General features: G+C 32.0%; 23 protein-coding genes and 2 tRNA genes. 16 read left to right on the forward strand and 9 right to left on the reverse strand.

Features of this window, described 5'->3' with window-relative positions; translation table 11 throughout:
• The first annotated feature begins 11 nt into the window (after nt 1-11).
• The 4 genes from ACJMLB_RS02980 to ACJMLB_RS02995 all read left to right on the forward strand — a co-directional run bounded on the left by ACJMLB_RS02980 (nt 12) and on the right by ACJMLB_RS02995 (nt 2724).
• Nucleotides 12-1286, forward strand: coding sequence for a tRNA (N(6)-L-threonylcarbamoyladenosine(37)-C(2))-methylthiotransferase (locus ACJMLB_RS02980; protein ID WP_405323541.1), 1275 nt, complete (start codon nt 12-14; stop codon nt 1284-1286).
• A gap of 684 nt (nt 1287-1970) precedes the next feature.
• Nucleotides 1971-2171, forward strand: a complete 201-nt coding sequence (locus tag ACJMLB_RS02985; protein ID WP_012956484.1) for a histone family protein — start codon at nt 1971-1973, stop codon at nt 2169-2171.
• A gap of 405 nt (nt 2172-2576) precedes the next feature.
• Nucleotides 2577-2648 (forward strand) — tRNA-Val (locus tag ACJMLB_RS02990).
• 3 nt (nt 2649-2651) lie between these two features.
• A tRNA-Phe gene (locus ACJMLB_RS02995) sits at nt 2652-2724 on the forward strand.
• 169 nt (nt 2725-2893) lie between these two features.
• On the opposite strand, the gene deoC is transcribed toward ACJMLB_RS02995, so the two are convergent.
• Both deoC and ACJMLB_RS03005 read right to left on the reverse strand, forming a co-directional pair.
• Nucleotides 2894-3619, reverse strand: a complete 726-nt coding sequence (gene deoC / locus ACJMLB_RS03000) for a deoxyribose-phosphate aldolase (RefSeq protein WP_295606320.1) — start codon at nt 3617-3619, stop codon at nt 2894-2896.
• A 302-nt stretch (nt 3620-3921) separates the two neighbouring features.
• Nucleotides 3922-5628 (reverse strand): tRNA uridine(34) 5-carboxymethylaminomethyl modification radical SAM/GNAT enzyme Elp3, encoded by a 1707-nt coding sequence (locus ACJMLB_RS03005; protein ID WP_405323545.1) that lies wholly within the window; start codon nt 5626-5628, stop codon nt 3922-3924.
• 225 nt (nt 5629-5853) lie between these two features.
• Here ACJMLB_RS03005 and ACJMLB_RS03010 point away from each other — a divergent pair, with 225 nt between their 5' ends.
• Together ACJMLB_RS03010 and ACJMLB_RS03015 are read left to right on the forward strand one after the other, a co-directional pair.
• Entirely contained in the window at nt 5854-6207 is a 354-nt protein-coding gene (locus ACJMLB_RS03010) for a PRC-barrel domain-containing protein (protein WP_405323548.1), read from the forward strand.
• A gap of 59 nt (nt 6208-6266) precedes the next feature.
• Entirely contained in the window at nt 6267-6569 is a 303-nt protein-coding gene (locus ACJMLB_RS03015) for a DUF2098 domain-containing protein (RefSeq protein WP_295606739.1), read from the forward strand.
• A 184-nt stretch (nt 6570-6753) separates the two neighbouring features.
• Here ACJMLB_RS03015 and ACJMLB_RS03020 read toward each other — a convergent pair whose 3' ends face one another.
• The 5 genes from ACJMLB_RS03020 to ACJMLB_RS03040 all read right to left on the reverse strand — a co-directional run bounded on the left by ACJMLB_RS03020 (nt 6754) and on the right by ACJMLB_RS03040 (nt 12223).
• Nucleotides 6754-8835, reverse strand: coding sequence for a DEAD/DEAH box helicase (locus tag ACJMLB_RS03020; protein ID WP_405323692.1), 2082 nt, complete (start codon nt 8833-8835; stop codon nt 6754-6756).
• A 111-nt stretch (nt 8836-8946) separates the two neighbouring features.
• Nucleotides 8947-9417 carry a cyclic pyranopterin monophosphate synthase MoaC gene (moaC, locus tag ACJMLB_RS03025; protein WP_405323551.1) on the reverse strand — a complete coding sequence of 157 codons (471 nt, stop codon included), beginning with the start codon at nt 9415-9417 and terminating at the stop codon, nt 8947-8949.
• A gap of 177 nt (nt 9418-9594) precedes the next feature.
• Entirely contained in the window at nt 9595-10698 is a 1104-nt protein-coding gene (locus ACJMLB_RS03030; RefSeq protein ID WP_405323554.1) for a glycosyltransferase family 4 protein, read from the reverse strand.
• 240 nt (nt 10699-10938) lie between these two features.
• A complete protein-coding gene (locus ACJMLB_RS03035; RefSeq protein WP_304087109.1) occupies nt 10939-11190 on the reverse strand; it encodes an MJ0307 family thioredoxin in 252 nt (83 codons plus the stop codon).
• 196 nt (nt 11191-11386) lie between these two features.
• Entirely contained in the window at nt 11387-12223 is an 837-nt protein-coding gene (locus tag ACJMLB_RS03040; protein WP_405323558.1) for a S49 family peptidase, read from the reverse strand.
• 240 nt (nt 12224-12463) lie between these two features.
• Here ACJMLB_RS03040 and ACJMLB_RS03045 point away from each other — a divergent pair, with 240 nt between their 5' ends.
• Complete coding sequence (locus tag ACJMLB_RS03045) at nt 12464-13372, forward strand: shikimate kinase (RefSeq protein ID WP_405323561.1); 909 nt, start codon at nt 12464-12466, stop codon at nt 13370-13372.
• 64 nt (nt 13373-13436) lie between these two features.
• Here the strand turns inward: ACJMLB_RS03045 and ACJMLB_RS03050 are convergent, their stop codons facing one another.
• Nucleotides 13437-14306, reverse strand: coding sequence for a radical SAM protein (locus ACJMLB_RS03050; RefSeq protein ID WP_405323563.1), 870 nt, complete (start codon nt 14304-14306; stop codon nt 13437-13439).
• A gap of 215 nt (nt 14307-14521) precedes the next feature.
• Between ACJMLB_RS03050 and ACJMLB_RS03055 the strand changes: the two genes are divergently transcribed.
• The 9 genes from ACJMLB_RS03055 (at nt 14522) to ACJMLB_RS03095 (ending at nt 23373) form a co-directional block, all read left to right on the forward strand.
• The gene (locus tag ACJMLB_RS03055; protein WP_405323566.1) at nt 14522-14845 is read left to right on the forward strand and encodes a chorismate mutase; all 324 of its coding nucleotides are present in this window, start codon (nt 14522-14524) and stop codon (nt 14843-14845) included.
• 2 nt (nt 14846-14847) lie between these two features.
• Nucleotides 14848-15045, forward strand: coding sequence for a 30S ribosomal protein S17e (locus ACJMLB_RS03060; RefSeq protein ID WP_295606763.1), 198 nt, complete (start codon nt 14848-14850; stop codon nt 15043-15045).
• 335 nt (nt 15046-15380) lie between these two features.
• Nucleotides 15381-16598 carry an aspartate kinase gene (locus ACJMLB_RS03065; RefSeq protein ID WP_405323569.1) on the forward strand — a complete coding sequence of 406 codons (1218 nt, stop codon included), beginning with the start codon at nt 15381-15383 and terminating at the stop codon, nt 16596-16598.
• Between the two features lie 287 nt (nt 16599-16885).
• On the forward strand, nt 16886-17779 hold the full coding sequence (gene dapA, locus ACJMLB_RS03070) for a 4-hydroxy-tetrahydrodipicolinate synthase (protein ID WP_405323572.1): 894 nt from the start codon (nt 16886-16888) through the stop codon (nt 17777-17779).
• Between the two features lie 65 nt (nt 17780-17844).
• Nucleotides 17845-18663, forward strand: coding sequence for a 4-hydroxy-tetrahydrodipicolinate reductase (gene dapB, locus ACJMLB_RS03075; RefSeq protein ID WP_405323574.1), 819 nt, complete (start codon nt 17845-17847; stop codon nt 18661-18663).
• Between the two features lie 34 nt (nt 18664-18697).
• Complete coding sequence (gene asd / locus ACJMLB_RS03080; protein WP_405323577.1) at nt 18698-19747, forward strand: aspartate-semialdehyde dehydrogenase; 1050 nt, start codon at nt 18698-18700, stop codon at nt 19745-19747.
• 221 nt (nt 19748-19968) lie between these two features.
• Nucleotides 19969-21147: a hypothetical protein gene (locus ACJMLB_RS03085; RefSeq protein ID WP_405323579.1), complete on the forward strand. Its 1179-nt coding sequence runs from the start codon at nt 19969-19971 to the stop codon at nt 21145-21147.
• Between the two features lie 241 nt (nt 21148-21388).
• A complete protein-coding gene (locus ACJMLB_RS03090) occupies nt 21389-22201 on the forward strand; it encodes a hypothetical protein (protein ID WP_405323581.1) in 813 nt (270 codons plus the stop codon).
• 29 nt (nt 22202-22230) lie between these two features.
• On the forward strand, nt 22231-23373 hold the full coding sequence (locus ACJMLB_RS03095) for a hypothetical protein (RefSeq protein ID WP_405323584.1): 1143 nt from the start codon (nt 22231-22233) through the stop codon (nt 23371-23373).
• A 178-nt stretch (nt 23374-23551) separates the two neighbouring features.
• Here ACJMLB_RS03095 and ACJMLB_RS03100 read toward each other — a convergent pair whose 3' ends face one another.
• Entirely contained in the window at nt 23552-24559 is a 1008-nt protein-coding gene (locus ACJMLB_RS03100) for an NUMOD3 domain-containing DNA-binding protein (protein WP_405323587.1), read from the reverse strand.
• Nucleotides 24560-24642 lie beyond the last annotated feature (83 nt).

The following is a 24642-nucleotide window of genomic DNA, read 5'->3' on the forward strand; positions in this document are numbered from 1 at the left end:
TAGAGGATAATATGAAAGTATTTATAGAAACTTACGGATGCACATTCAATCAAGCTGATTCTGAAATTATGGCAGGTATTTTAAATGCCAATTCCATTGATATTGTAGATAATCAAGAGGAAGCGGATGCAATTATTGTAAACACCTGTTATGTAAAATTGCCTACTGAAAGCAAGGTGATAAATAGAATCAGAAGGCTTCAAGAGGAATTTCCAGATAAGGAAATCATTGTTGCAGGATGTATGGTTGAAGTGGATCCTAAAAAGCTTGATGCAATTGGACCGAACTGCTCTTGGATTGGTCCTCACCAATTGAACAAGACTGCTGATGTTGTCAAGTCAGCTATTGGTGGGGAAGTTTCCAGAGAGTTTGGCTTTTCAGATGAGCCTAAAGTTTGTGTTCCTAAAATACGTCAGGACCCATATGTTCATGTTATCCAAATATGTGAAGGTTGCTTAGGTTCCTGCAGTTACTGTTGCACTCGCTTTGCAAGGGGCCATCTAAACAGTTATCCGATTGAGGATATTGTAAAGGAAGCAAAACAAGCTATTGAAGATGGTTGCGTAGAAATTGAGCTTACAGCTCAAGACACTTCTGCATTTGGAAAGGACACTGGTGAAAAGCTATCTGACTTGATTAAGGAAGTGGCTGGTTTAGATGGTGACTTTAAAGTTCGTGTTGGAATGATGCACCCTAAAAACATAGGAAATGACCTTGAGAATCTAATTGATGCATTTAAGATGGAAAAGGTATACAATTTCATCCATTTGCCTATTCAATCTGGAAGTGATGCAGTCTTGAAGCATATGAGAAGGAATCACACTGTTGAAGATTATAAGAAAATTGTTTATAGGTTTAAGGAGGAAATCCCAAACCTTACATTGGCTACAGATATCATTATAGGTTATCCTACAGAAACTGAAGAGGACTTTTTGATGACTGCAGATTTGATTGAAGAGATAAAATTCAATTTGATTCATTTATCAAAGTATCAGCATAGGGAAGGTGCAAGTTCATCTGATCTTCCAAATATTCCATTTGAGGATATGAAAAGAAGATCCAAAATTTTATCCGATATTAAATTTGGAATTATTGAAGAGGAAAACAAATGCCTAAAGGGTAAGGAATTAAATGCATTGGTTGTTGGTAAAGGTTCCAAAGGTGGTTTCATTGCAAAAACCGATTCATATATTCCAGTAGTTGTTCAGGATGTCGAATTAGGTGAGTTTATCAAGGTTCATATTGATGAGACAACCGGAACTTATCTGATTGGTCATAAGATCTAATTTTTTATTCTTTTCTTATTCTTTTATTTTATCATTTAATTTTTCATTTAATTTTTCATTTTATTCAGCATTTATTCTATCATTTAATTTTTTATTTATTTTATCATTAATTTTTCATTTTATTCAGCATTTATTTTATCCTTTATTTTTTCTTATTTTACTTTTATGAAATTATCAATTCCCTAATTATTTTTTTAAGGAATTTTTTCTAATTATTATTACTTTTACACTAATATTTTCATTATTTTCTAATTTAGAAAATTCTTAGAAAATTTAGATAAAAAACTCTTTTAAAATTAGTTATTTTTTTAAATAACTTTTAAATTATCTTGTATTTTTGTTTTAAAGACTAATTTATATTTTATTTACCTTTTAAAGAAAATTTTCTTTCTTTGCTTTTTTTAAAGACTATTTGTTATTTATTTAATAAAATAAAGATATTTGGCTATTTATTTAAAGAATTAAGAGTTTTTAAAAGGTTTATTTTTTAAGAGTTCTATGGCTTTTAAATACCTTTTTTTCATATATTTTTTATTAAATTTTTTTAATTAGTTTTAATATTTCTCATTATTAAAAAATCTATATTTTTACAACTATTTTTTGAATAATAAGTGATTTAATGGCCTTAAAAAAACAAAACATTTATATACTAGGTAGAACACACTTTCAATTGGAGGTGAAAATATGAGTGAATTACCAATCGCACCTGTCGGTCGTATCTTAAAAAATGCTGGCGCACAAAGAATTAGTGATGATGCAAAAGTTGCATTAGCTGAAGCTCTTGAAGAAAAAGGTGACGAATTAGCTAAAAAAGCAGTTAATTTCGCACGCCACGCTGGTAGAAAAACCGTAAAAGCTGAAGATATCAAATTAGCAATCAAATAAGTTTGTTATCTCTAGTTTTTAACTGTTAACTATTGGCCAAGATCTTTATTGGCCAATTATTTTTTTTTAAAATTTCTGTCTATTTTTATCTATTTTTACATATTTTTATCTATTTTTACATATTTTTATCTATTTGCACTGTTTTTTAATACTGTTTAACTTTTTTAAATATTATTCTTAATAATTAAAAATTTTTTCACATGGTTTTCCATTAAGTTTATATGTAATTATTAACATATTTTAATATGTCTGTCATTTTATTTGTTAGGCTCTAGGCATCGGTTTTTTAAGATTTTGTTTTTAAAAAGAGTTATTTTTAAATGAAATTTCTTAATTTTAATTTTCTAAAATTATTGATTTAGAAACATTTATATATAATTATAAACATATTTTAATGAGTAAGAAGGACCGGTGGTCTAGGGGTATGATACCGCCTTGACATGGCGGTGATCACGAGTTCGAATCTCGTTCGGTCCATTTGCCGTAGTAGTTCAGTTGGGAGAACGCCAGACTGAAGATCTGGATGTCGCTGGTTCAAGTCCGGCCTACGGCACTTTTTTTATCGAGGAATATTTAGTTTTATTATATACGAACTATTTTTTTAAAAATAAAACCAGCAGATTTTAAAATGCTTCAAAAAAAGAATGTTATTGATAATTAAAATTTGAAAAAATAGAAATAAAAAAGAAAATAAATAAATTATAAAATTTTGTATAATTTATTTAAATAAGTCTTGGGCCTGTTTTTTGATTAGGATCCACTTTCTGATTATCAAGTACATGATTAAGTTGATCCATAATGATGTGTCCGGAAGAAGTTCCAATCTTGCTTACTCCTGCAGCAAGAACATTATTTGCTAACTTATAGTTATCAATTCCGCCAGCTGCTTTCATTTCAAGATGCGGAGCATTCTTTTTCATAATTCTTAAACTTTCCATCAAGGAATAGAAATGTTGTTTTCCATTGAATCCGCTTGAGGTCTTAACGTAATCTGCTCCTCCTTCTTCACACATTCTGGAAGCTCCAGCCATTTCATCTTCATTAAGAAGAGGGTTTTCAATAATTACTTTGAGTATGTGGTCTCCAATTGCTTCTTTAACTGCTTTGATATCATTTTTAACGTATTCGAAGTCACGTTCTTTAATTGATGGGATATTTGCCATCATGTCGATTTCATCTGCACCATCTGCAATTGCAGCTTTAGCTTCTGCTACTTTTCCTTCGGTGTTTCCTGCACCTAATGGGAAGTCAATAACAGTCACCACTTTCATGTCAGTGTCTTTCAATTCTTCTTTTGCTAGTTTAACAAAATGAGGTAAAACTACAACAGCATAAAAAGGATATTCCTTTGCTTTTGCGAAGAATGCTTTCATTTCCTCAATGGTTGCAGTATTATCTAAATGAGTAAATTCAATAGCTTTTGCAAGTTTTTCAGCTTTGTTGATCATTTAAGTCATCTCCCTATTTTTAAAACGATTCTAATCTCCAATAAGATTAATTCAGTAATCATTCAATTATTTTTCATAATTAATATTAAATTTTAATCTTCAATAAATATAATTTTCATAAATAATATTAAATTTTAATCATTTTTTCATAATTTTAATCATTAATTTAATATTAGTTAATTTAATATTAGTTTTATATGTATATAATAGTTAGTTTAACTTCAAACTATATAATACTTTTGTCTTGTCTGATTGTTTCAACTTTTGATGTTTTTTTAATAAAACAAATATTTAAGTGCTATTTAAACCAATTTTTTAGCCATATATGGGCCTTTACGTTCATAACCGAATTTGCGGTAATAATTTCTGGCTCCAATGCCGCTGATAATCAATAGCTCTTCCTTGTTCTGGTCGATACTTATCTCTTCAGCACGTTTCAACAACTTTTCACCAAAGCCTGTGTGCTGTCCGATATTACTTCCTTTCTGTCCGATCTTTATCATGTTTCCATAAACATGCAATTCACGCACAATAGCTGTTTTATTATCAATCTCTTCTCTATGTGCTTTTTCGGAAGGCATTCTTAATCTTAGGAATCCTGCTAGGGTCTCTTCATTCTTATCTTCAATGGATAGGAAGTGTTCTCTTCCTTCTGTAGCAATGTAATCTTCTTCAAACAGTTTATAATCATCAATGGAATACTCTTCCTTGGTCTTTTTATGGCCTATTTCCCGGCATCTTATGCATTGGCAATTGATATTCTCTTCTTCAAGACGATTGTAGACCAGTTCGCCAAGGTTGGATTTCTTAACGCCATCTTCAATTAATGTGGATGGAATATCCCTTTGGATTCTCATGGTCCTTACCCATTTCGGCAAGATTTTCTTGATTTGAACTATCAGTTCAACAGCTTCCTCATCACTGTATGGTCTGTATCTGCCTTCTTTCCATAATTTGTGAAGCTCACTTCCATCAGTAACAAGACAAGGGTAAATCTTAAGCATGTCTGGCTTGAAGTTTTCATTTGTAAAGATGGTTTTAAACATTTCCAAATCTTTTTCTGGGCATTGTTCTATTCTAGGTTCATCTCTTGCAAGAGGGAAAAGACCAGGCATCATATGCATAGCCACTTTCACCCCAGAGTCCCTTAAAATCCTGTTTGCTTCAATGACATCCTCAACTGTATGCCCTCTTTTGATTTTTTCATAAATATGGTTATGGATGGTTTGAACACCTAATTCAACCCTTGTAACCCCCATCTTCAACATTCTGTCAACATGAGTCTCCTTACAGTAGTCTGGTCTGGTTTCAAATGTCATTCCAATGCATCTTACTTTAGAGCTTTCGTTTATTCTTTGGATGTCGTCTATAAGGACATAATCATTTGGGGGATATGTCTTAAGGGCATTGTTGCTATATGGAGGATACTTTAAGAGATCCTCTTTATTAAAAGTTTCAATATCTCCAATTTCAGTTATGTTTTCAAGAATCACTCCAAAGTCACTCATTGCCTTCAAACATTGTGAAACGAACCATTCCTGATAGCATATGTCTTTTGAAGGGAAGGTTCCTCCCATAATGATGAGTTCAACCTTATCGATTGGGTGACCTACCTTGTGCAATTGCTTTAGGCGGTTGTAGCACTGGACATATGGATGGAATTTGAACATCCTTCCTCTAAGTGCTGCAGGTTCCTCTCCAGTATAGCTTGGAGGTGCAATGTCACTTTCAGGACAATAGTAGCATCTTCCATGAGGGCATTGGTGCGGATGGCACATCACTGCAACAATAGCCACTCCAGATATTGTTCTGGTTGGTTTCTTTCTCAATAGATTGGAAACGATTTTCTTCTCTTCAAGGCTTGCATGTTCAAGGATTACAGAATTGCTCATAAATTTCTTTAGATTCCTATCTCTACAGAGCTGTCTTTTTTCCACTTCAAGCTCACGGCGAGTAGTTATCTTTCCGTTTATGATATCCTCGATGATAATTCGACATGCTTCTTCCATTAAGTTCACCATATAAATTTTTCAATATTTTTTTTTTAAGATTTAATTTGTTTTCTATTAATATATTATATTGCTTTTAAAATATTAATTTATTTTCACATATTATATAAATCTTATTACTTTTAAAAATATTTAGATAAGTTTATATATTTTCATTTCATATTCTTAAATAATGGAAATTATGTAATGGCATAATTTCATGAAATTAATAATTGAGGTAATAGAATGAAAATTAAACAATTATTAGGTATGATGGCTTTAGATGCTAATGCAAATGAAGTAGGTAAAATCGATGATGCTGAATTTGATCCTCAAGAAGGTAAAATCACTGCAATAACCATTGTCCTTAAGAAAAACTTCATCTCTTCCAACAAAATCGAAATTGACTTTGAAGATGTAAAAAGCATTGGAGATTACGTTTTATTAGATAAGGAAATCAACAAAGAAGCTGCAATTGAAGAAGCTGAAAAAGCAAAAGAAGCTAAAGAAGAAGTGGAAGAAGTTGAAGCTGAAATTGTTGATGATGAAGCAGAAGCAGAAGAAGAGACTGAAGAAGCAGCTGAAGTGGAAATAGATTAAATTTAAATTTTTATTTATTTTCTTCTTTGAAGACTTTATTAAAACTTATTGGTGATAATATGAGTTTTTGTGATATTCGAGGAGAAACCATTGATGTAGGTACTTTTATAAGATATACAGGCACTGGTACCATAAGCAAAGTTGTTGACTTGAAAGAAGAAGACAATGAGCAATGGGTAAAATTAGATGAACCTGCCTTATGGTATGCAGCTGACTCTTTAGAAGTTGTTAATGAAAAAGACATCATTGATTCTGAAAACCTTGATAAGGACACTCTTGAGCAAGTCAAGGACATTAAGGAAGGCTATGAAGAACTCAATGCCAACTTAAATGACATTCAAGGTTGTGAAGGTGGAGGATAATTCTCCTCTTTCTTTATTTTTTCTTTTTTTAAATTTTTTATATTATTAAAATCAAAATCTATCTATTTTTCATATTTTTTCAAATATTTTTTTAAGATCTTTTTTTTAAAAATAGTAAAGAGATAATTAATTATTCAAATTTTGTTTAAGGTCTTTTTTTTAAAAATAGTAAAAAGATAATTAATTAATAATTATCTGCGAATTTTTTAATGTTATGAGCTAATTTTGGACCAATTCCATCAACCTTTTGAAGCTCTTTTTCTGAATATGGTCTTAAATCATCACCGAACACATCAACCAATGCTCTTGCACGACGCCTTCCTAAACGTTTGACTCCAATAACAAGAGGAATGATGTCTTCTTTTACACCATAGTAAAGCCTTGCAGAAAGGAAATCCAAATCTTTTGAATAAGCGTATTTTCCAAGAACTTCAAGAGTATTCTTAGTAAACCTTACAAGCAATGAAGCTTCATATGCAGAGCGTCTGGTGGATGAGGAGTAAACATGATAAGCATTTTCAATTTGGTACTCTGTCCTTTCGTTTATCCATTCAATTAAAGACACTGCTGTTGCTTCAGGGTTTCCAATGTCAATGGCAAATAGGCCATAGTTGGATAGCATTTCACGAACAGGGTCCTTGGATTTTCTGCCCTTAAATGCAATGAGAGGCATATCTGGAGTTTGTGCTAATTGGTAAATAAGTTCCTCCGCCTTAAAGTTATCCAGATTGTTTGCATATTCCTTGATTTTTACAGCTGTTTCAACACTATAATTGGATCTTGCTATAAGATTACCGAATGGAGTTGTCTTGAGTCCGCTTGGGGTAGCTTGCAAAATCTGGTTCTGAAGCAAGAATTCCAAGGCATTCATGATTTCAAATTTCAAGCTTTCCTCAGCAAAGAAGCTCATGGAAGCATTTGCAGTCATCTGATATCCATAGAATGTTTTGGTGAAAAAGTCCTGAAGCTCTTCCGGAGTTTTTGATAAAGTGGATGCCACTTGTGCAATAATCTGCTTAAATACAGCATCCTTGTTTTCAATTAATTTAGAGTTTGTAGGTTCTACTTGACCATTGATGTAACGCTCTTCAAGAGTGATTGCCTCTTCCATGGATTTGGCAATCAAATAGGAATAACCTGTATCGTCATATTGAGGCCTTCCTGCTCTACCGGACATTTGCTCATAATCAAAAACTGGAATCGCTTGAGGACCATCTGAAGTCCATCTTGTATAGTCTCTGATAACCACATATTTTGAAGGAAGGTTAACCCCATACATTAAGCTTGGAGTGGCTGCAATCATTAGGATATTTCCATTTCTGAATTCCTCTTCAATGATTTCCTTTTGCTCACTGAAAAGACCTGCATGGTGGAAAACCGCACCGTTTTCACAGCTTTCAGCTAATTTAAGGCAAGTTGAAGTTGGTCTTGATCCCTTTTTCTCAGGAACTGAAAGCAACTTATCTGCCACTTCCTTGAAGCGTTGCTTTTGCTCAGCTGTAGTTTTCTTCTTCAGCTTACCTGCAACATAATTGGCAAGGCTTTCTGTAAATCTTCTTGTTGATACGAAGCTCAATGCCTGTGCATCATCTGAGATTGCCTTTTCAATAACTTTTACAACCACATCATTCTTGTTTTTTGTATTGAACATTTCAGCATCCAATACGTCTTTATTTAATGGGACTGGTCTGTAGTCATGCTCTACGACAGTTGCATCTAACCAGTTTTCAATCTCACCCATATTTTCAAGAGTTGCTGATAATGCAATGATCCTTAAGCTTGGATTGATTATTTTTGCCCTGGTTATTGCACATTCTATAGTAGGACCTCTTGTAAATTCGCCGATCATATGGAACTCATCGATGATTAATGTATCGACTTCCCTTAAGGCATCCCATGAAAATCTGGTCAATGCATCAAATGATTCAAATACCATAACTGACAAGTCTGAAGATGAAGGATGTTTTCCCACCTCGATTCCAAATTCCTCGAATTTCTTGAATTCCTTGACTTTTTCATTTTGGATTGAAAGGAGAGGTGCAGCATAAACCGCTTTTCCACCATCTAAAATGGATTTGAGAGCCGCCATTATTCCAAGCACGGTTTTCCCACTAGCGGTAGGAATAGCTATGACACAATTCTTATTGTTTTCAAGGTATCCTGATTCAATCACTGCCTTTTGGGCAGGATTGAAATCCTCAATGTAAGGATAGCAGCTATTGATTATTGTCTTAATGTTTTCAGGGATGTTTTCCATATTAATCAGTCTAATAGTTTTTATAAATGAAATAAAAGATTAATTTTTATAATATGTTTGTATTTAATATATAATCTTGATTTTCTTAGAGCATTTGGTAAGTTTTAAAATTTAAACGGATTAGATTTTTTCTTTCTTAAGAACTACAATGTCAGAGATTTTAGTGTCTGGATATTGTCCGTTTTCATCTTTTTCAACTGCTTTTGTCATGTCCCAAATGGTGAGCAATGCTACGCTTACTCCAGTGATTGCTTCCATTTCCACACCGGTTTGTCCAGTCAATCTACATTCGCAAGTTGCAGTGATTTCCTCTTCTCCAACATCAAATTCTATTTCGATTCCACTCAAGTTCAATGGATGGCAAAGGGGAATGATGTCAGATGTCTTTTTTACAGCTTGAATTCCAGCTATTTGGGCAGTTGTCAATACATTTCCCTTTTTGATTTCTGCATTCTTGATCATGTCAATTGTTTCCTTTTGAAGATGAATCTTTCCGCTTGCCACTGCAGTTCTTCTTTGCTGTGGCTTAGCTCCAACTTCCACCATATGAACTCCAGTTTCAGTTAGGTGAGTAAATTCTTTTTCTCCCATTTGATAACCTCTAAATTAATTGATAATTTTGCAAATATGTTTTCTTTAATTTAGTTTATTTTTTATTATTAATAACTATTATCCAAAATTTGAGTATAATTTAGCTTAATAATTATTATTTTTTAATTTAAATGAATTTTATTAATTTAAATTAATTTTTAAATGTTTTTATAATTTTTAATTCAATTCATCATAAGGCAATTCGGTTTCTCCAAAGTCTTTTGCCCTATCTCTTGCATTTGACTTGAATCTTTCCATCAATTCTTCATCGCTCAAGACTCTATCAATAGCATTCGCCAAATCTGTTGGGTCATTTGGATCTATCAGTAAACCAACATCTTCAGTAATGATTTCCTTTATTCCTCCAACATTGCTTCCAATGACTGGCTTTCCACAGGATAAAGCTTCAATAAGCACAAGCCCAAAACTTTCACTGAATGATGGCAATACGAGAAGGTCGCAACTTGGTATCACATCTTCGACATCTCTTCTTGTGCCTGTAAAGTAAACATTTTGAATATCTTCCTTTTCACATTTTTCCTTGAGCTCTTTTGATTGTGGGCCATCACCAACGATGACAAGATTCGCTTCCACGCTCATTTCTTTTTTAGCGTCAATCAGCAATTCAACATTCTTTCTTTTAATTATATTTCCGACAAATAAAATGATAGGTTTATCTGCATCTATGCCGAATTCTTGGACCAATTCTTTTTTAAATTTGTCCTTGTTTTCTTCTGTGGTTTTAAACTTATCGACATCTATACTATTCCAGTGCAATCTTGTCTTTTCTTTAATATTTGGAATATTTGTCTTTATGATTTCCTCTTTTAAAGTTTCACTTACAGCAAGTACTACATCAGCATCCTTAAGCACTTTATTGATGAGAGGTCTTGTGAACTTTTGCTTTTTGTAGGTTTCAAACATGTCTGATCCATGTGAGGTTACATAGGTTTTGGTATGAGTTGATTTTCCAGCCTTTACGCTTGCCCATCCTGCAGGCAGCAAATAATGTCCGTGGATAATGTCTATGTTTTCCCTTTCAATCAACTTCTTAAGCTCTCTTTCAGCATTGATTGCAAAGAATAATCCTCGAAGTCCTGGAATGTTAACTCCTTTTGTGCCTATAACATGGATTCCATCAATATCCTTAATGTCCTTGTGAGGGTAAGTGATTACATACACTTCATGGCCTTTTTTTATCAATTCCTTTGATAATGTGTGTATATGGACTCCAACTCCTCCAATATGTGGTGGAAATTGTCCAACCATAGCAATTTTCATGTTTTAACCTCTTAAATTTAGAAATATTTGGATTAATTAATTTAATATTAACTAAACATTAACTTAATGTTATAATATATCTTATTAATTCTATTTATTCTTATATAAAATTGCTTGAAAAAATAGTGTAATTGTTTGAAAAATAGTAAAAATTTGTTTTTAAAATGGGTGTTGAAAATTTAATTAAAATAAAAATAGTAAATAGTAAAAAAAGAAAAATATAGAAAATTGTTTTTGCAATTATTCTAATCTTTCTAATAACTCTTCGAGAGTTGGAGCACCAATGAATGCTAATGAATTGTTGATTGCAATTGCAGGGACTGCGTGAACTCCATAATCAATAGCTAAATCTCTGTTAGCAGGATCAGCAATACTGAGGATTTGAACTTCGATTTCATCTCCTAATTTTGCTTTTGCTTCTTCAACAACTTTTACAGCACCTGGACAATGTGGACAGGTTGGTGAGGTAAATACTTCTATTTTGTGTGCCATTATATCACCTTGTTTAATAATTATTTAAGTTTATTTTGTTTTTAGTTAAATTGTAATTATAAATTCATAAAAATCTTTAACTTTTATAAATTTATTTTATATATTATTGTTCGTTAGTATATAAATATTCCTATTTAAATAGAAAACATAGTTAAGAAGAAATAGATTAATTTTTGCTTTTTAATTAAAAAATAGTCTAAAACTCTAAATTGAAAATCTTATTTTCACTTAAAGTTTCAGTTAAGCTTTTTTTGCTTTTAGGATAATTAACTGCAGTGTAATTGGTTGCATTAGCTTTTGAAGCAGCTAATTCAATAGCCTTATTCTTATTTCCAAGCTTATCAACTAATCCTAAGTTTTTAGCTTCATTACCATTGTATCTTTTGCCATGAGCTAATTTTGCAAGGTAATTTGGTTTCAAGTCTCTGTTTTTAGCTATTGCTTTGATGAATTGTGTATAATCTTGATCTATCATCTTTTGGCCGTTTAAAAGATTATCTGGGTTTGTTTCATTTGATTTATTCAATTTAAGATAATCCTTATTGTAAACTCCAGTAAGCTTGACTTTAGAGTATTTGCTGCTGTCAATATAGCTAAGGCCGATTCCTCCAATTGAAGAAGATGAACTTGCAACGATAGCATCAGCACTGCTTGCAATCAAATAGCTCTCATCCAATCCCTTATCTCCAATGTATGCAACAACTGGCTTGGTTGAGCTTTTAATGCAACTTGCAATCTCTTCACTTGCTACCTGGCTTCCACCTTTACTGTTGATATCCAAAACAATAGCCTTTACATTTGGATTTGAATTAGCTTCATTCAATGCATTTTCTATTTGGCTTGCGCTAGTGAATATCTTGGTGGAATTGGATGAATCATAGGTGACAGCTCCATTGATTGTTATGACTGCTATCTCATCTTGCTGTGTAACTAAATTTCCAAATGGTAAAACAAGTACTAAAAGCAATACTATAGCAAGTATAATAAATGCACCTAAACCGATGTTAAGCCAATTTGTATTGTTTTCACTCATAGTATCACTCTTTTTTCTTATAATGCAGCATTTTTAGTTATTGTAATATTTCTTTATTTTTCATATTAATTTTTAAAAATTATTGTATTATAATATATTTACTTACATTAATATAAAGTTTATTTTTATAAAACTTATTTTTTTAATAAATTTATACAATACTTTAATTGATTTACATTAAATATATATCATTTGATTTTAAAAATTAATATATAGATTTATAAGATATTAGGTGATTTTTTGACTAAAACAGTATTTTCTCCAGGTTCTGCAACAATAATCAATGCTATTTCAACAGGTTTCGGTTCTGCATTTGGCATAGGCTTAGGTATTGAGGCAGAGGCCAAGTTTTCCGATGTCGGTGTCAACTGCTCATCAGATATAGGGGCTGATCCTCATTTGATGAACTTATGTGTAGAACAGGTTTTAGACCATTACAAGATAGGAAGTGCATTGGATTTCGATGATATCATACCTAGCTTGGATTTTGGAAATGGGCAGGGAATTGAAGTCAATACAAAATCCAATTTGCCTTTAGGTTCTGGCCTTTCTTCAAGCAGCGCTTTATCAAATGCTGTTGTCATGGCTACTGCTGCATTGGTTGCAAGCGAGTTTTGCCTTGAGCCATTGACAGATATGGAAATGATAAACATGGGTATTGATGCATCTCTTGAAGCGGGAGTTACAATTACAGGTGCTTTTGATGACGCTTCAGCATCTTTCTTTGGAGGATTAACCATCACAGATAATGGAAATAGGGAGATTTTGCATCAGGAAAGAATGCCTGATTATGATGTTTTGGTATTCATGCCTGATAAGGAATCCTTAAGCGGATCTTCCGATGTTGAAAGGATGAAATTGGTTGCTCCATTTGTAAGCATGGCATTCAATAAAGCCCTTGATGGTGATTATCTTGAAGCTTTGACATTAAATGGGCTCTTGTATGGTAATGTTTTAGGATTTAATAATAATATTGCTCTTGATGCACTTCAAGCTGGCGCACTTGCTTCTGGATTGTCTGGAACAGGTTCCTCTTTTGTAGCTATTGTGGATGAGAGTTCCATTGATGGCGTTAAAGAGGCTTGGGCTTCATATGATGGTAGAGTCATTGAAACAACTGTGGATAATAGAGGAACAAGGATTATTTAATTATTTTTCTTTTTCTTTTTTCTTTTTTTATTTTTTACTATTTTTTCTATTTTTACACTATTTTTTAAAATAAAGTGGTCTGCTTAGTTTTATCCTTGCTTGGAAACTCATGCAAGTATTCAAATATTTCATCTGGATTGTTCATGATATTGTTTTCATTTGTTCTTTTATAGAAGATCTTCATTAATTCCTTTTGATTTGGACTAGCTATTCCATAGCTGTTTCCATAAGTCATGATGTATTTTTCCTTAAGTCCTGGAAAATGCTTGTCCAGTTTTTTATAGAAATATTTCCTGTTTCCTTCCCTTAAGGTCATTCCCATTCCAAAGCAGATTATTCCTTTTACATTTGACTCTATGCAATAGTCAAGTATTCCATTGATGTTTTCTTCTGTATCGTTAATGAATGGAAGAATTGGGCATAGCCAAACAACTGTCGGTATGTCGTGCTTATTTAGAATTTTCAATACTTTCACTCTTTCCTTTGTAGTGCAAACATTAGGTTCAAGTATTTTGCATAAGTCCTCATTGTATGTTGTCAAGGTCATCTGAATGACTACTTTTGCCTTTTCATTGATTTCTTTAAGCAAATCCAAGTCCCTGAGTATTAGGTTTGATTTTGTTATGCAAGTAAATCCATGACCGTATTTGTTAATCAGCTCTAATGATTCTCTCACATTTTGTATCTTCTTTTCAAGAGGTATGTATGGGTCTGTCATTGATCCTGTTCCAATCATGACCTTTTCCTTTTTATTCTTTAGGGCTTTCTTAAGGAGTTCTGTTGCATTTGCCTTGACTTCAATGTCTTCAAATGCATGGTCCATATTGTAGACATTGCTCCTTGAGTCGCAGTAGATGCAGCCATGTGTGCAACCTCTGTACAGGTTCATTCCATTCTTGTTGGACAGGATGCTTTTAGCGTTAATGTAGTGCATGATTTCACTTTTATTCCCAATAATTTCATTTTTACAAAATTTATTTTTTGTTCTTGGTTTAATATTTGTTATAATATATTTTAATTGTTTTTGAGAGCATCTGAAAAGAAATTTTTAAATAGGATAATTTATTTTTCAAAAATAATTTCAATAACTATCTTTATATAAGATGAGATATAAAGTATAATTATTATCAAAACTATGGAGTTATTTTTGTGGATAAGAAAGAGATTATGGGCTTATTTGAAAATGAGGAAGAAGCTCAGGATGTTCTTGAAAAGTCTAGAAAAAGAATCGATGAAATTGATAATGATTTAGTTAACTTAATAAGTGAAAGAACTTCACTTGGTAGGGATATTGTTTTAGCTAAAGTCTTTTTAGGCATGGAAATTTATGATAAGTCAAGAGAAGCTCAAGTTCATGCCAAAGTAAATAAATTAGCTGAAGACTTGAATATTGACAACGATATTCTTAGCGATATTATGGACATGCTAACAACTTTAAGTAAAAATAAACAAAGAGAAATTTTGGAGGAATGATTATGGGAAATATTAGAACTTCATTCGTAAAACGTATATCAAAAGAATTAATTGAAACTCACCAAGGCAAATTTACTACTGATTTTGAAGAAAACAAAAAATTAGTAGCAGAGTACTCTACTGTAAGTACCAAACACTTAAGAAATAAAATTGCTGGTTACATTACTAGATTAGTAAAACAACAAGCAAACCAAGCTTAATTTTATTTTTTACTTTTTTTAAGATTAATTTATTTTAATCTTCTATTTTTAGATTAATTAATTTAATCTACTACTTTTTTATAATTTTTATAGCAATCTTATCATTTTTTAAATTTTTATTGGTAATTATTTGGATCTTTTTTGTTTAGGTTTTTATTAATTATTCAGTATTTTTTATTAACAAATGGATAATTTACATTAAAAAATTGTAAAATTAATAATTAAATATATAAATACCCTTTAATATAATTAATAAATGGATAATAGTCTATAAAATATGATTTATCAAAATATTTATTTTAATTTTTAATTTAAAAGAAAAGGTGTGTAAACAAATGGAATTAATTGTAGCCAAATTTGGCGGTACTTCGATTGGAAATGGACAAAGAATTAGAAAAGCTGCACAATCTATCGTAAATGCATATATGGAAGGAAAGAAGGTTGTGGTTGTTGTATCAGCTATTAACAAGACTACTGATGACTTAGTAGCTATTGCTGATGAATCCATTGGAAAAGAAGTAACTGAAAAGCAATTGGCGGAAATTTTATCCATGGGTGAGAGAACCAGCATTAGAGTATTTTCATCAGTCTTGGAATCCTTAGGTGTAAAATCCGAATACATAGATCCAAGCCATGACTTATGGCCTGTAATTACTGATGACAACTATGGAAAAGCTCAAATTGATTTTGAAAGAACTGAAGAACAATCTCAAGGGCTTTTAGGACTTTTAGATCAAGGAATCATTCCAGTTGTCTGCGGATTCTTGGGAAGAACTGAAAATGGAGAAGTGACCACCTTAGGAAGAGGTGGAAGTGATGTAACTGCATTCCTGTTAGGGCATTGCTTAAATGCAGATGATGTGATTATCGTTACCGATGTGGATGGAGTAATGTCAACTGATCCAAGAAAAATCAATGAAGCTGAAAAATTGGACTACATCTCTGTTGAAGAGATGAGAGATTTAGCTACTCACGGAGCACAAGTTTTACACCCTCATGCTTTAAGATTTAAAGATCCTGAAATAAAAGCAAAAATCATTAGCTTTGAAAAAGGTGATTTGTCTGACCCTGGGACTGAGATTGTAGGTCCCTTTGAAGATTCCATGAGCAAATCAGTATGCTTGCATCCGGAACCTATTTCTGTAGTTGCTTTGGTTGGGGAAGATTTGCTTAATCAAATTGGTCTCCTTGCAAAAATGACAACTTTGGTAGCGGAAGCTAATATCAACATTTATGGAATTTCTGCAGGTCAAAATTCAATTACCTTATTCTTGGATAAATGCGATGCTGATGAAGCATACCATTTATTGCACAACTTAGTCATTGCTGAAGACAGTTTAAGCTCAATATCCTTAGGAAGAGACATTGCAATGTTAACCATGATTAACCCAGACTTTATTGAAACTCCTGGTGTAATCACTGAAATCACCAATCCACTTAAGGAAGCACACATAAACATCGTTGAAATCTCATCATCCCAAACTGCTATTGTCTTATTTATTAACTGGGAAGATGGTAAGGTAGCATACGACTTAATAAAGGGAGTTTTATAACTCTCGCTTTTATTATTTTTACCCAATAAAGAGGCATTTACTTTATTTTCATTAAAGGGAAGTAATTTGTTTCTATCGTTTTTTATTGTAATTAATTTTATTTACAATCCTTGAAGGTTCGTAAAAATATTTGGTTTTTAATGATACGAACTTTAACTGATTAAGTATTTGAAATTAATATGATTCTTTAGAAATTAAAATTAAATGAAAAAAATAAAATAATTAGATTTATTAAATAATCGAAATAAAAATTCAAAAATAATTATAATAGTAAATAGGTGTTTTTTATGCGTTTTGAAGGAACTGCTGTTGCTATGGTCACTCCTATGCATGAGGATGGATCCATAGATGAAGAAGGATACAGACAGAATATTAACTGGTTGATTGACAATGATGTGGATGGTTTAGTTGCTGTAGGAACCACTGGTGAATCCGCTACTTTAACCCATGATGAACATAGAAAAGTTCTTGATATCATGATTGATGAAGTTGATGGCAGAGTAACCACCATTGCTGGAACTGGAAGTAATGCAACTACCGAAGCATTGGACTTAACCAAATATGCAGATGATGCTGGAGCAGACATGGCTCTATTGATCACTCCATATTACAACAAACCACAGCAACATGGTGTAATTGAACATTATACCCAAATTGCAAATGCAGTGGACATTGACTTGATCACTTACAATGTTCCATCACGTACCAGTTTGGATATGGCTCCTGAAACCATTGTTGAACTTGCAAAAGTGGACAATATCTCTGCTTTAAAAGAAGCTTCCTCTGATGTGGACAAAGTATCCAAAACCATGAAACTCTTAAGGGATGAAGGATTGGAAGACGATATCGTAATATTGTCTGGTAGTGATGAATTGACCCTTCCTTTAATGTCTGTTGGTGCAAGAGGTGTAGTGAGTGCATCTGCAAACATCGATCCAAGAACCATGGTTCAAATGGTAAACTGCATTTTAGACGGTGACTATGATAAAGCATTGGAATTACATTACAAACAATATGACTTAATCAAAGCTTTATTTATTGAAACCAGTCCTGCACCTGCAAAAGAAGCATTGAAAATGATGGGAATGCCTGCAGGTCCATTAAGATTACCTTTAGTTCCTATGTTAGAAGAGAACAGAGCAATCTTAAGAAAAGCATTGGAAGATGCTGGAATTTTATAATTCCAGTTTTTATTTTTTTATTAGAATTTAATTTATGATTATAACTAAATGTTTTAGATGATATTATGATAAAAGTTGCTGTAACTGGAGCTGCTGGAAGAATGGGCTCCGGAATTATAAGAAAAATTACTGAACAGGATGATATGGAAGTAGTAGCTGCTATTGAAATGCCAAACACCCCTTTAGCAGGTGTAGATGCAGGTGAAAAAGCAGGTATCGGTAATATTGGAGTTCCTATCGTCGGTTCAGAGGATTTGGAAAAAGCATTGAAAGAATCTGGAGCTGAAGTATTGGTTGACTTTACCATTGCTCCTGCTGCTGTTGAAACAATTAAAAGAACTGCTGATTGCGGTGTAAACTTAGTTGTTGGAACAACAGGTTTCACCGAAGAGCAAGCTAAAGGAAACGCTGATGTAATCAAGGAAAAGAACATCAAGGCAGTTATTTCCTCTAATTTCTCAATTGGAGTAAACGTATTCTTTAAGGTATTGAAGGACTTGACTCCTATCTTGAATGACTTTGATATTGAAATCATTGAAGCTCACCACAACCAAAAGGCGGATGCTCCTTCCGGAACTGCTATGACTGCATTTGAAGTGGTTGCTGACGCTCTTGAAAGAAACCCTGAAGAAGTGGGTGTCTATGGAAGACAAGGTCAAGTAGGTAAAAGAACCAAAGAGGAAATCGGTATACACGCAGTACGTGGTGGAGACATTGTAGGAGACCACACTGTATTGTATGTTGGTGATGGTGAAAGATTGGAAGTTAAACACATGGCACATACTAGAGAAGTATTCATTGCTGGTGTTATCAGAGCTTTAAGATTCGTAGGTTCCGCTGAAAGCGGAAAAGTAAATGACATGTCTGATGTTTTAGGAATTTAATTTAGATTTTATTAAGATTATCGAGATGATTTAAATGGTAAAAGTAGGTGTACTTGGTGCAACTGGAATGGTAGGTCAAAGATTCATCCAATTGTTGGCTGATCATCCTGATTTTGAAATTGCTGCACTTGCAGCTTCCGGAAGATCTGCAGGCAAAAAATATGAAGACGCTACCACTTGGTATATGAATAGTGAAATGCCTGAATCCGTAAGAGACATTACTGTAATTGAAACTGACCCTGCACAGATGGATAATGATGTTGAAATAGTGTTCTCTTCACTTCCTGCTGATTTTGCTGCAAAAGTCGAGCCAGAATTTGCAAAGGATTTTGTTGTGGCATCAAATGCTAGTGCGATGAGAATGAAAAAGGACATACCTTTAGTCATTCCTGAAGTCAATCCACAATTCCTGGACATGATTGAAGCGCAACAGAAAAACAACAACTGGGACGGATTCATCGTAACCAACCCTAACTGTTCAACCATTGCTTTGACCTTAACATTAAAACCAATTTATGATAATTTCAACATAAACAGGATTTATGTATCTACCATGCAAGCTGTTTCAGGAGCAGGTTATAACGGTGTTCCTTCAATGGCTATTGTAGATAACTTGGTTCCATACATTGGCGGTGAAGAGGAAAAGATGGAAAGCGAAACATTGCATCTTTTAGGTTCACTTGACGGTGATGAAGTTGTACCTGCAAACTTCTCATTAAGCGCATCCTGTCACAGAGTGCCTGTTATTGACGGTCACACTGAAGCAGTATTCGTAGAGCTTGATGATGAAGCAGACATTGATAAAATCAAAAAGACAATGGCTGATTTTAGAGGACTTCCTCAAGAATTAGGTCTTCATTCCGCTCCAGATCAACCTGTTATCGTAAAAGAAGAAGATGACAGACCTCAACCAAGAATGGATAGAATGGCTTATGGTGGTATGGCTGCTACTGTAGGTAGAGTTAGAAAAGATCAAGCATTTGATAACAGCTTCAAATATGTTCTTGTAGGACATAATACAATTAGAGGTGCTGCTGGTGCTTCTATTTTGAATGCTGAATTGATTAATAAACAAATATTATAATATTTTTTATTAATTCTTTTTTTTACTTTTTTTTAATTATTTTTATTTTCTATTTTTCTATTTTGCACTGATATTTAAAGAGTGTTTCGTAAAACTATTGTTTAATGAACTTAATTAAACAAACATTGTGGTTACATATAACCACAATTTTATTTTTTTAAATTGCTATTTATATATAATGCTTTACATAATTTTAATTATCTATCAATAAAGGTGAGAACATGGGTTTATTTGATAGGTTTAAAACACCAAAATGGCAACATAAAGATTCAAAAGTAAGATTAGAAGCGGTAAAAGAATTAAATGATGATGATATATTAGTAGAAATTGCTAAAAATGATTCTGATACTGATGTTCGTAAAACTGCGATTAGTAGGATTAGTGATGAACAGTTTCTTTTTGACATTGCTAAAAATGATAAAGATCCAGAGATTCGAGAGATTGCTTTTCAAAATATCACAGACCAATCTCTTTTAGCGGATATAGCAAAGAATGATTCTGAGTGGAGTCTCCGTTTTTGGGCTGTAGTGAATATAAATGATGTATCTATTTTATTAGATATAGCAAATAATGATTCTGTTCGACTTGTTCGTTGTAAAGCTATAGAGAATATAAATGATGTATCTATTTTATCAGATATTGCTATGAATGGTACGGATACAGACAATAGGAGGTGTGCTATTAAAAACATAAGCAATGAAGCCATTTTAGTAAAAATTATTAAAAACACTTCTAATTCTGAAGTCTGGAAAGAGGCAATTAAGAAACTTAATGTTAAAAATATAAATGATAAACATGTTTTAGCAGTTATAGCAAAAAATGCTATTTCAGTTTCCGATTGTTGTTATGCAGTCAATAAGATTAGTGATGTATATGTTTTAGCAGACATTGCTAAAAATGCTTCTCTTTTCGATGCTAGTTCACTTGCTATTGAAAAAATTAATGATGAATCTATTTTATCAGATATTGCTATGAATGCTACTGATTTTAAGGCTGTTAGAAAAGCTATTGAAAAAATTTCTGACGAGGATTCTTTGATAAACATTGCTTTAAATAATGAAATTGGCCTTGCTCGGTATGATGCTGTTGAAGGGATTACTGATGAATCCGTTTTAATTGACATTGCTTTAAATGATGAAGATTATTTGGTTCGTCAACAAGCAACTAAACGAATTACTGATCAGTCTACTTTAGAAAAGATTTCTAAAAATGAAAAAGTGATTCGTGAAAATAAAGAAAGATTAGAAGAGGAAAAATGGATGACCTGTAAGAAATGTGGTAGTAAAAATATAACTACTGAATACCATACTATGACTGATCCTGGCGACAGTACCTGCGTATGGAGAAGATACGATTATATTTGTAACGATTGTGGTAATATAACCTCAAGACAATTATAAATTTTTTCACAGGAAATGGCAATGTATAAGAAGTTTAATTTAATTCATTAAACCAAGGTTTTACGAAACTCAAATAAACTATAATTATTATTAGATTTGCATTACTATTTGGGGCAATTAACGGATTTAAGAATTCTAAATTATTTTAGAAACCTTTATATTACTTATTTAATAAAATATTTATTAAAAAAAGCATTGGGGTAAAATAATGAATAAAAAACAAAAACTGGCAATAATCATTTTGTCAATATTTATTATTGGGATGTGTATAGGTGCAGCTGATGCTGCTCACACAGTAAAAAAAGGTAAATACAAAGCCAAATTAAATAACAAAGAATATAAAAAATTAACAAAGACACAAACAAAGTACAAGACAGTAACAAAGACAAGGAATGTTACAAAATACCACATTAATGTGAATGTGACATCTGATGGTGGAAGTAAAACATGGACTACATTATATGATTTGGATGAGAAAGACCTTGAATATTATGAAAGTGGAAGGTATAAACAGGATTATACTGGATTTGAAGAAGGTGAATTGGAATATAATGTTGAAAAAGTGCCTTACACAGTAACTGAAAAATATCAAGTTAAAGAACCATATAAAGTCAGAGTCAAGGCAAAAGTACAAAAAACAGTAGGATACAAAAAAGTTAAATTAGACCGAGTAGTAGGTCACAAGTATAAGACTGTTTACAAATACAAAACAGTAAAACTCAAACAAGTAGTTTACAATGCAAAAACTGATACATATACTAATTACAGAGGCACCCATCTAAAGTATAAGTATAAAGATTGGAAACTTGTAAAGACAATTACAAAATATAAATCAGATGGCAGTTACATAGAATATGATGTTATAAAAAGTAAAAAGAAAGTAGCAGTTAAACAAAAAATTCCAATCATTAAAACCGTAAAGACTAAAAAACCAATATTGATGAATATAAGAACCACTAACTCTGCAAATCGTTTATTGAAAGGTAAAAAAGTCTATGTGGAAATATATTGCAACGGAAACTTATTGAAAAAAGGAACTGTAAATATAAAGTGATTCTAATCAAATATTAATGGGGAAAACTTATGAATAAAAAACAAAAATTGGCAATAGTGATATTGTCATTATTTGTTATCGGTATGTGCATTGGGGCAGCTGATGCAGCACATACAGTAACAAAGGGGAAAACTAAGGTAAAAATAACAAATAAAGAGTATAAGAAGTTAACTGCTACAAAGACTCAATACAAAAATGTTACAAAAACAAGAAATGTGACCAAATATAAAACTGTTGAAAAAACAAGAAATGTAACTAAATATAATACTGTTACTAAAACAAGGCAGGTCAATAAAACTAAAACAGAAACTGAAAGCGTAAATACTGCAAGACTTTATCAAGATTACAATTATGACAGCGAAAGTGGAAATATTATACTTTCTTATGAAGCTAATAGAACAATGAATCAAGATAAAGTTAATTCTTTGCAAAAACAAGGTTATATAAAAAATGGAACATATACTTTAACTTATTATCCTAATGGGGTTAATGACTACTGGAAGTATACTGATGAAAATGGCAAAACATTAATATTTTATGGTTATTTTGAAGATGAATTTACTAATTTTACAAAAACAACCACTTATCTTGAAGATGAAGAGTATACTGAGGATGAACCTTACACAGTAGAAGAGACTTATCAAGAGAAAGTGCCTTATACTGCTACTGAAAAATACAAGGTGAAAGTTCCTTATAAAGTAAGAAAAGATGCAACAGTCACTAAAAAAGTGCCTAAAAAATTTAAGACTGTTAAAGAAGCTTACTATGTATGGAAAAAGGTTAAATCATATTATACAGTTAGCGAATGGAAATATGTTGGTAAGTCTGAAATTTTAGGATTGCAAACACCAGCAATGAAAAAAGACACACAGAGAAGGGTCAAAAAAATAAGGGCTGCTGGTTGGAAAATAAACAAAGATGAGCATCGTAGCAAATACGATTTGGTTGATGGTGGTGTTTACAGACACTACTACCTATGTACCAAAAAAGTTTATTATACCGAAAAGAAAAAAGTCAAAAAATACAAAAAAGTTAAAAAACAAGTAAAAATTAGAATTAAGAGTTGGGCTCAAGATGCTTGTCCTAAAGGAAAAGTATGGGTAACCCTATATTATGGAGATCAACTCAAAAAAGGAAAATGCATTTCACAAGGTTATGCAAAAATTAAATAATTATTAAGTAGATAAGATATTAAATTATCATCTTATCTTTTTCTTTTTTTCTACTTTTCCAGTTACTGCAATATCATCAGCATATAAGACAGTAACTCTTGCAATACGTAATTTAGTTCATTAAACCAAAGTTTTATGAAACCGAAGACAATAGAAGAACTGTAAAAATAATTAGAAATTAATTATCATTATCTTCTTTCATTGTTTTTTTAGCTAATTCTTCATCGATGACTTCCCAATGAAGTCCTTTAGCTTTAACTTTTTCTTTAAGTTTTGAAAGTGAAACTGATTGTATTGTCTTTTGTTTTCCATCTTCAGTCCACCTGTAAATCCATAAAAATCCTTTTTTACAACTTGGACATTTTCTTTTTGCTACACGAAAGATACCAGTTCTTGTTAAAGAGGAATAACGAAAATCAGTATTGTTTTCTTCAGTCTTTACATTTTTGTCTTCTTCTATAGTTCTTTTAGCTAATTTTTCATCTATAATTTCCCAATGAAGATCTTTAGCTTTTACTTTCTCTTCTAATTTAGATAATGAAATAGAAAATATTGATTTTCTTTTTCCTTCATCATCTAAATAATTATATCCCCACATAAAACCTTGTCTGTATTTAGAATGTTTCTTTTTAGAGACAAGATAAAAACCTGTTGTTGTGTTTGTTTTACTTTGAGCTTCAGACATCTTTTTTCTTGATTCAGCCGAAAAGGTTCTGCCAAGATTGGCTTCACGAATCTTTTGTTTAGTTTCTTCGGTATGTTTTTTTCCTAAAAAAGCTTGCTTACCTTTGTTTGATTCGCTAATTTTTCTTCTATGTTCCTCACTAAATTTTCTCCCAAAATTATAACTATTTTCACCACTCAACATTTCTGAAAGTTTTCGTTTAGTTTCTTCGGAATGCTTGAACCCACGAGAGCCTTCACCACCATCTGTGTAATTAAATTTAGGATTAAATAATGCGATAAGAGTTCTTTCCCAATAATTTAATTCATCAATGCCACATTTTTTTAATACAATAAGGTCATATCTTTCTTTGTTATTCTGCAAAATTCTGTTAATTGTTTGGGCACCATATCTTGCAGGAGAAAGGTGTTCATTATGCCTTAATTTAATATCAAAAGCTTGACCTACATAAACAAGTTCATCCTTGAGATTATCCCAATACCCATAGATTCCTGATGTCATACTGTAGCACCTATTTATGTTTTTCACTTGTTTTATTTTGTTTAATTAAGTTCATAAACCATAGCTTTACGAAACATATTATA

Origin of the sequence: Methanobrevibacter sp. (assembly GCF_045114555.1) — an archaeon.
Classification (GTDB): Archaea; Methanobacteriota; Methanobacteria; order Methanobacteriales; family Methanobacteriaceae; genus Methanobrevibacter.

Excerpts from the sequence above, each read along its gene's own strand:
- deoC (WP_295606320.1), bottom strand. The coding sequence starts at position 3,619 with ATGATCAACAAAGCTGAAAAACTTGCAAAAGCTATTGAATTTACTCAT.
- ACJMLB_RS03005 (WP_405323545.1), bottom strand. The coding sequence starts at position 5,628 with ATGGAAGAAGCATGTCGAATTATCATCGAGGATATCATAAACGGAAAG.
- ACJMLB_RS03030 (WP_405323554.1), bottom strand. The coding sequence starts at position 10,698 with ATGAAAATTGCTATGGTTGGACAATTTCCACCACATATTGGAGGAGTT.
- ACJMLB_RS03015 (WP_295606739.1), top strand. The coding sequence starts at position 6,267 with ATGAGTTTTTGTGATATTCGAGGAGAAACCATTGATGTAGGTACTTTT.
- ACJMLB_RS03095 (WP_405323584.1), top strand. The coding sequence starts at position 22,231 with ATGAATAAAAAACAAAAATTGGCAATAGTGATATTGTCATTATTTGTT.
- dapB (WP_405323574.1), top strand. The coding sequence starts at position 17,845 with ATGATAAAAGTTGCTGTAACTGGAGCTGCTGGAAGAATGGGCTCCGGA.
- ACJMLB_RS03060 (WP_295606763.1), top strand. The coding sequence starts at position 14,848 with ATGGGAAATATTAGAACTTCATTCGTAAAACGTATATCAAAAGAATTA.
- ACJMLB_RS03065 (WP_405323569.1), top strand. The coding sequence starts at position 15,381 with ATGGAATTAATTGTAGCCAAATTTGGCGGTACTTCGATTGGAAATGGA.
- moaC (WP_405323551.1), bottom strand. The coding sequence starts at position 9,417 with ATGGGAGAAAAAGAATTTACTCACCTAACTGAAACTGGAGTTCATATG.
- ACJMLB_RS03100 (WP_405323587.1), bottom strand. The coding sequence starts at position 24,559 with ATGACATCAGGAATCTATGGGTATTGGGATAATCTCAAGGATGAACTT.
- ACJMLB_RS03050 (WP_405323563.1), bottom strand. The coding sequence starts at position 14,306 with ATGCACTACATTAACGCTAAAAGCATCCTGTCCAACAAGAATGGAATG.
- dapA (WP_405323572.1), top strand. The coding sequence starts at position 16,886 with ATGCGTTTTGAAGGAACTGCTGTTGCTATGGTCACTCCTATGCATGAG.
- ACJMLB_RS02985 (WP_012956484.1), top strand. The coding sequence starts at position 1,971 with ATGAGTGAATTACCAATCGCACCTGTCGGTCGTATCTTAAAAAATGCT.
- ACJMLB_RS03035 (WP_304087109.1), bottom strand. The coding sequence starts at position 11,190 with ATGGCACACAAAATAGAAGTATTTACCTCACCAACCTGTCCACATTGT.
- ACJMLB_RS02980 (WP_405323541.1), top strand. The coding sequence starts at position 12 with ATGAAAGTATTTATAGAAACTTACGGATGCACATTCAATCAAGCTGAT.
- ACJMLB_RS03010 (WP_405323548.1), top strand. The coding sequence starts at position 5,854 with ATGAAAATTAAACAATTATTAGGTATGATGGCTTTAGATGCTAATGCA.
- asd (WP_405323577.1), top strand. The coding sequence starts at position 18,698 with ATGGTAAAAGTAGGTGTACTTGGTGCAACTGGAATGGTAGGTCAAAGA.
- ACJMLB_RS03040 (WP_405323558.1), bottom strand. The coding sequence starts at position 12,223 with ATGAGTGAAAACAATACAAATTGGCTTAACATCGGTTTAGGTGCATTT.
- ACJMLB_RS03085 (WP_405323579.1), top strand. The coding sequence starts at position 19,969 with ATGGGTTTATTTGATAGGTTTAAAACACCAAAATGGCAACATAAAGAT.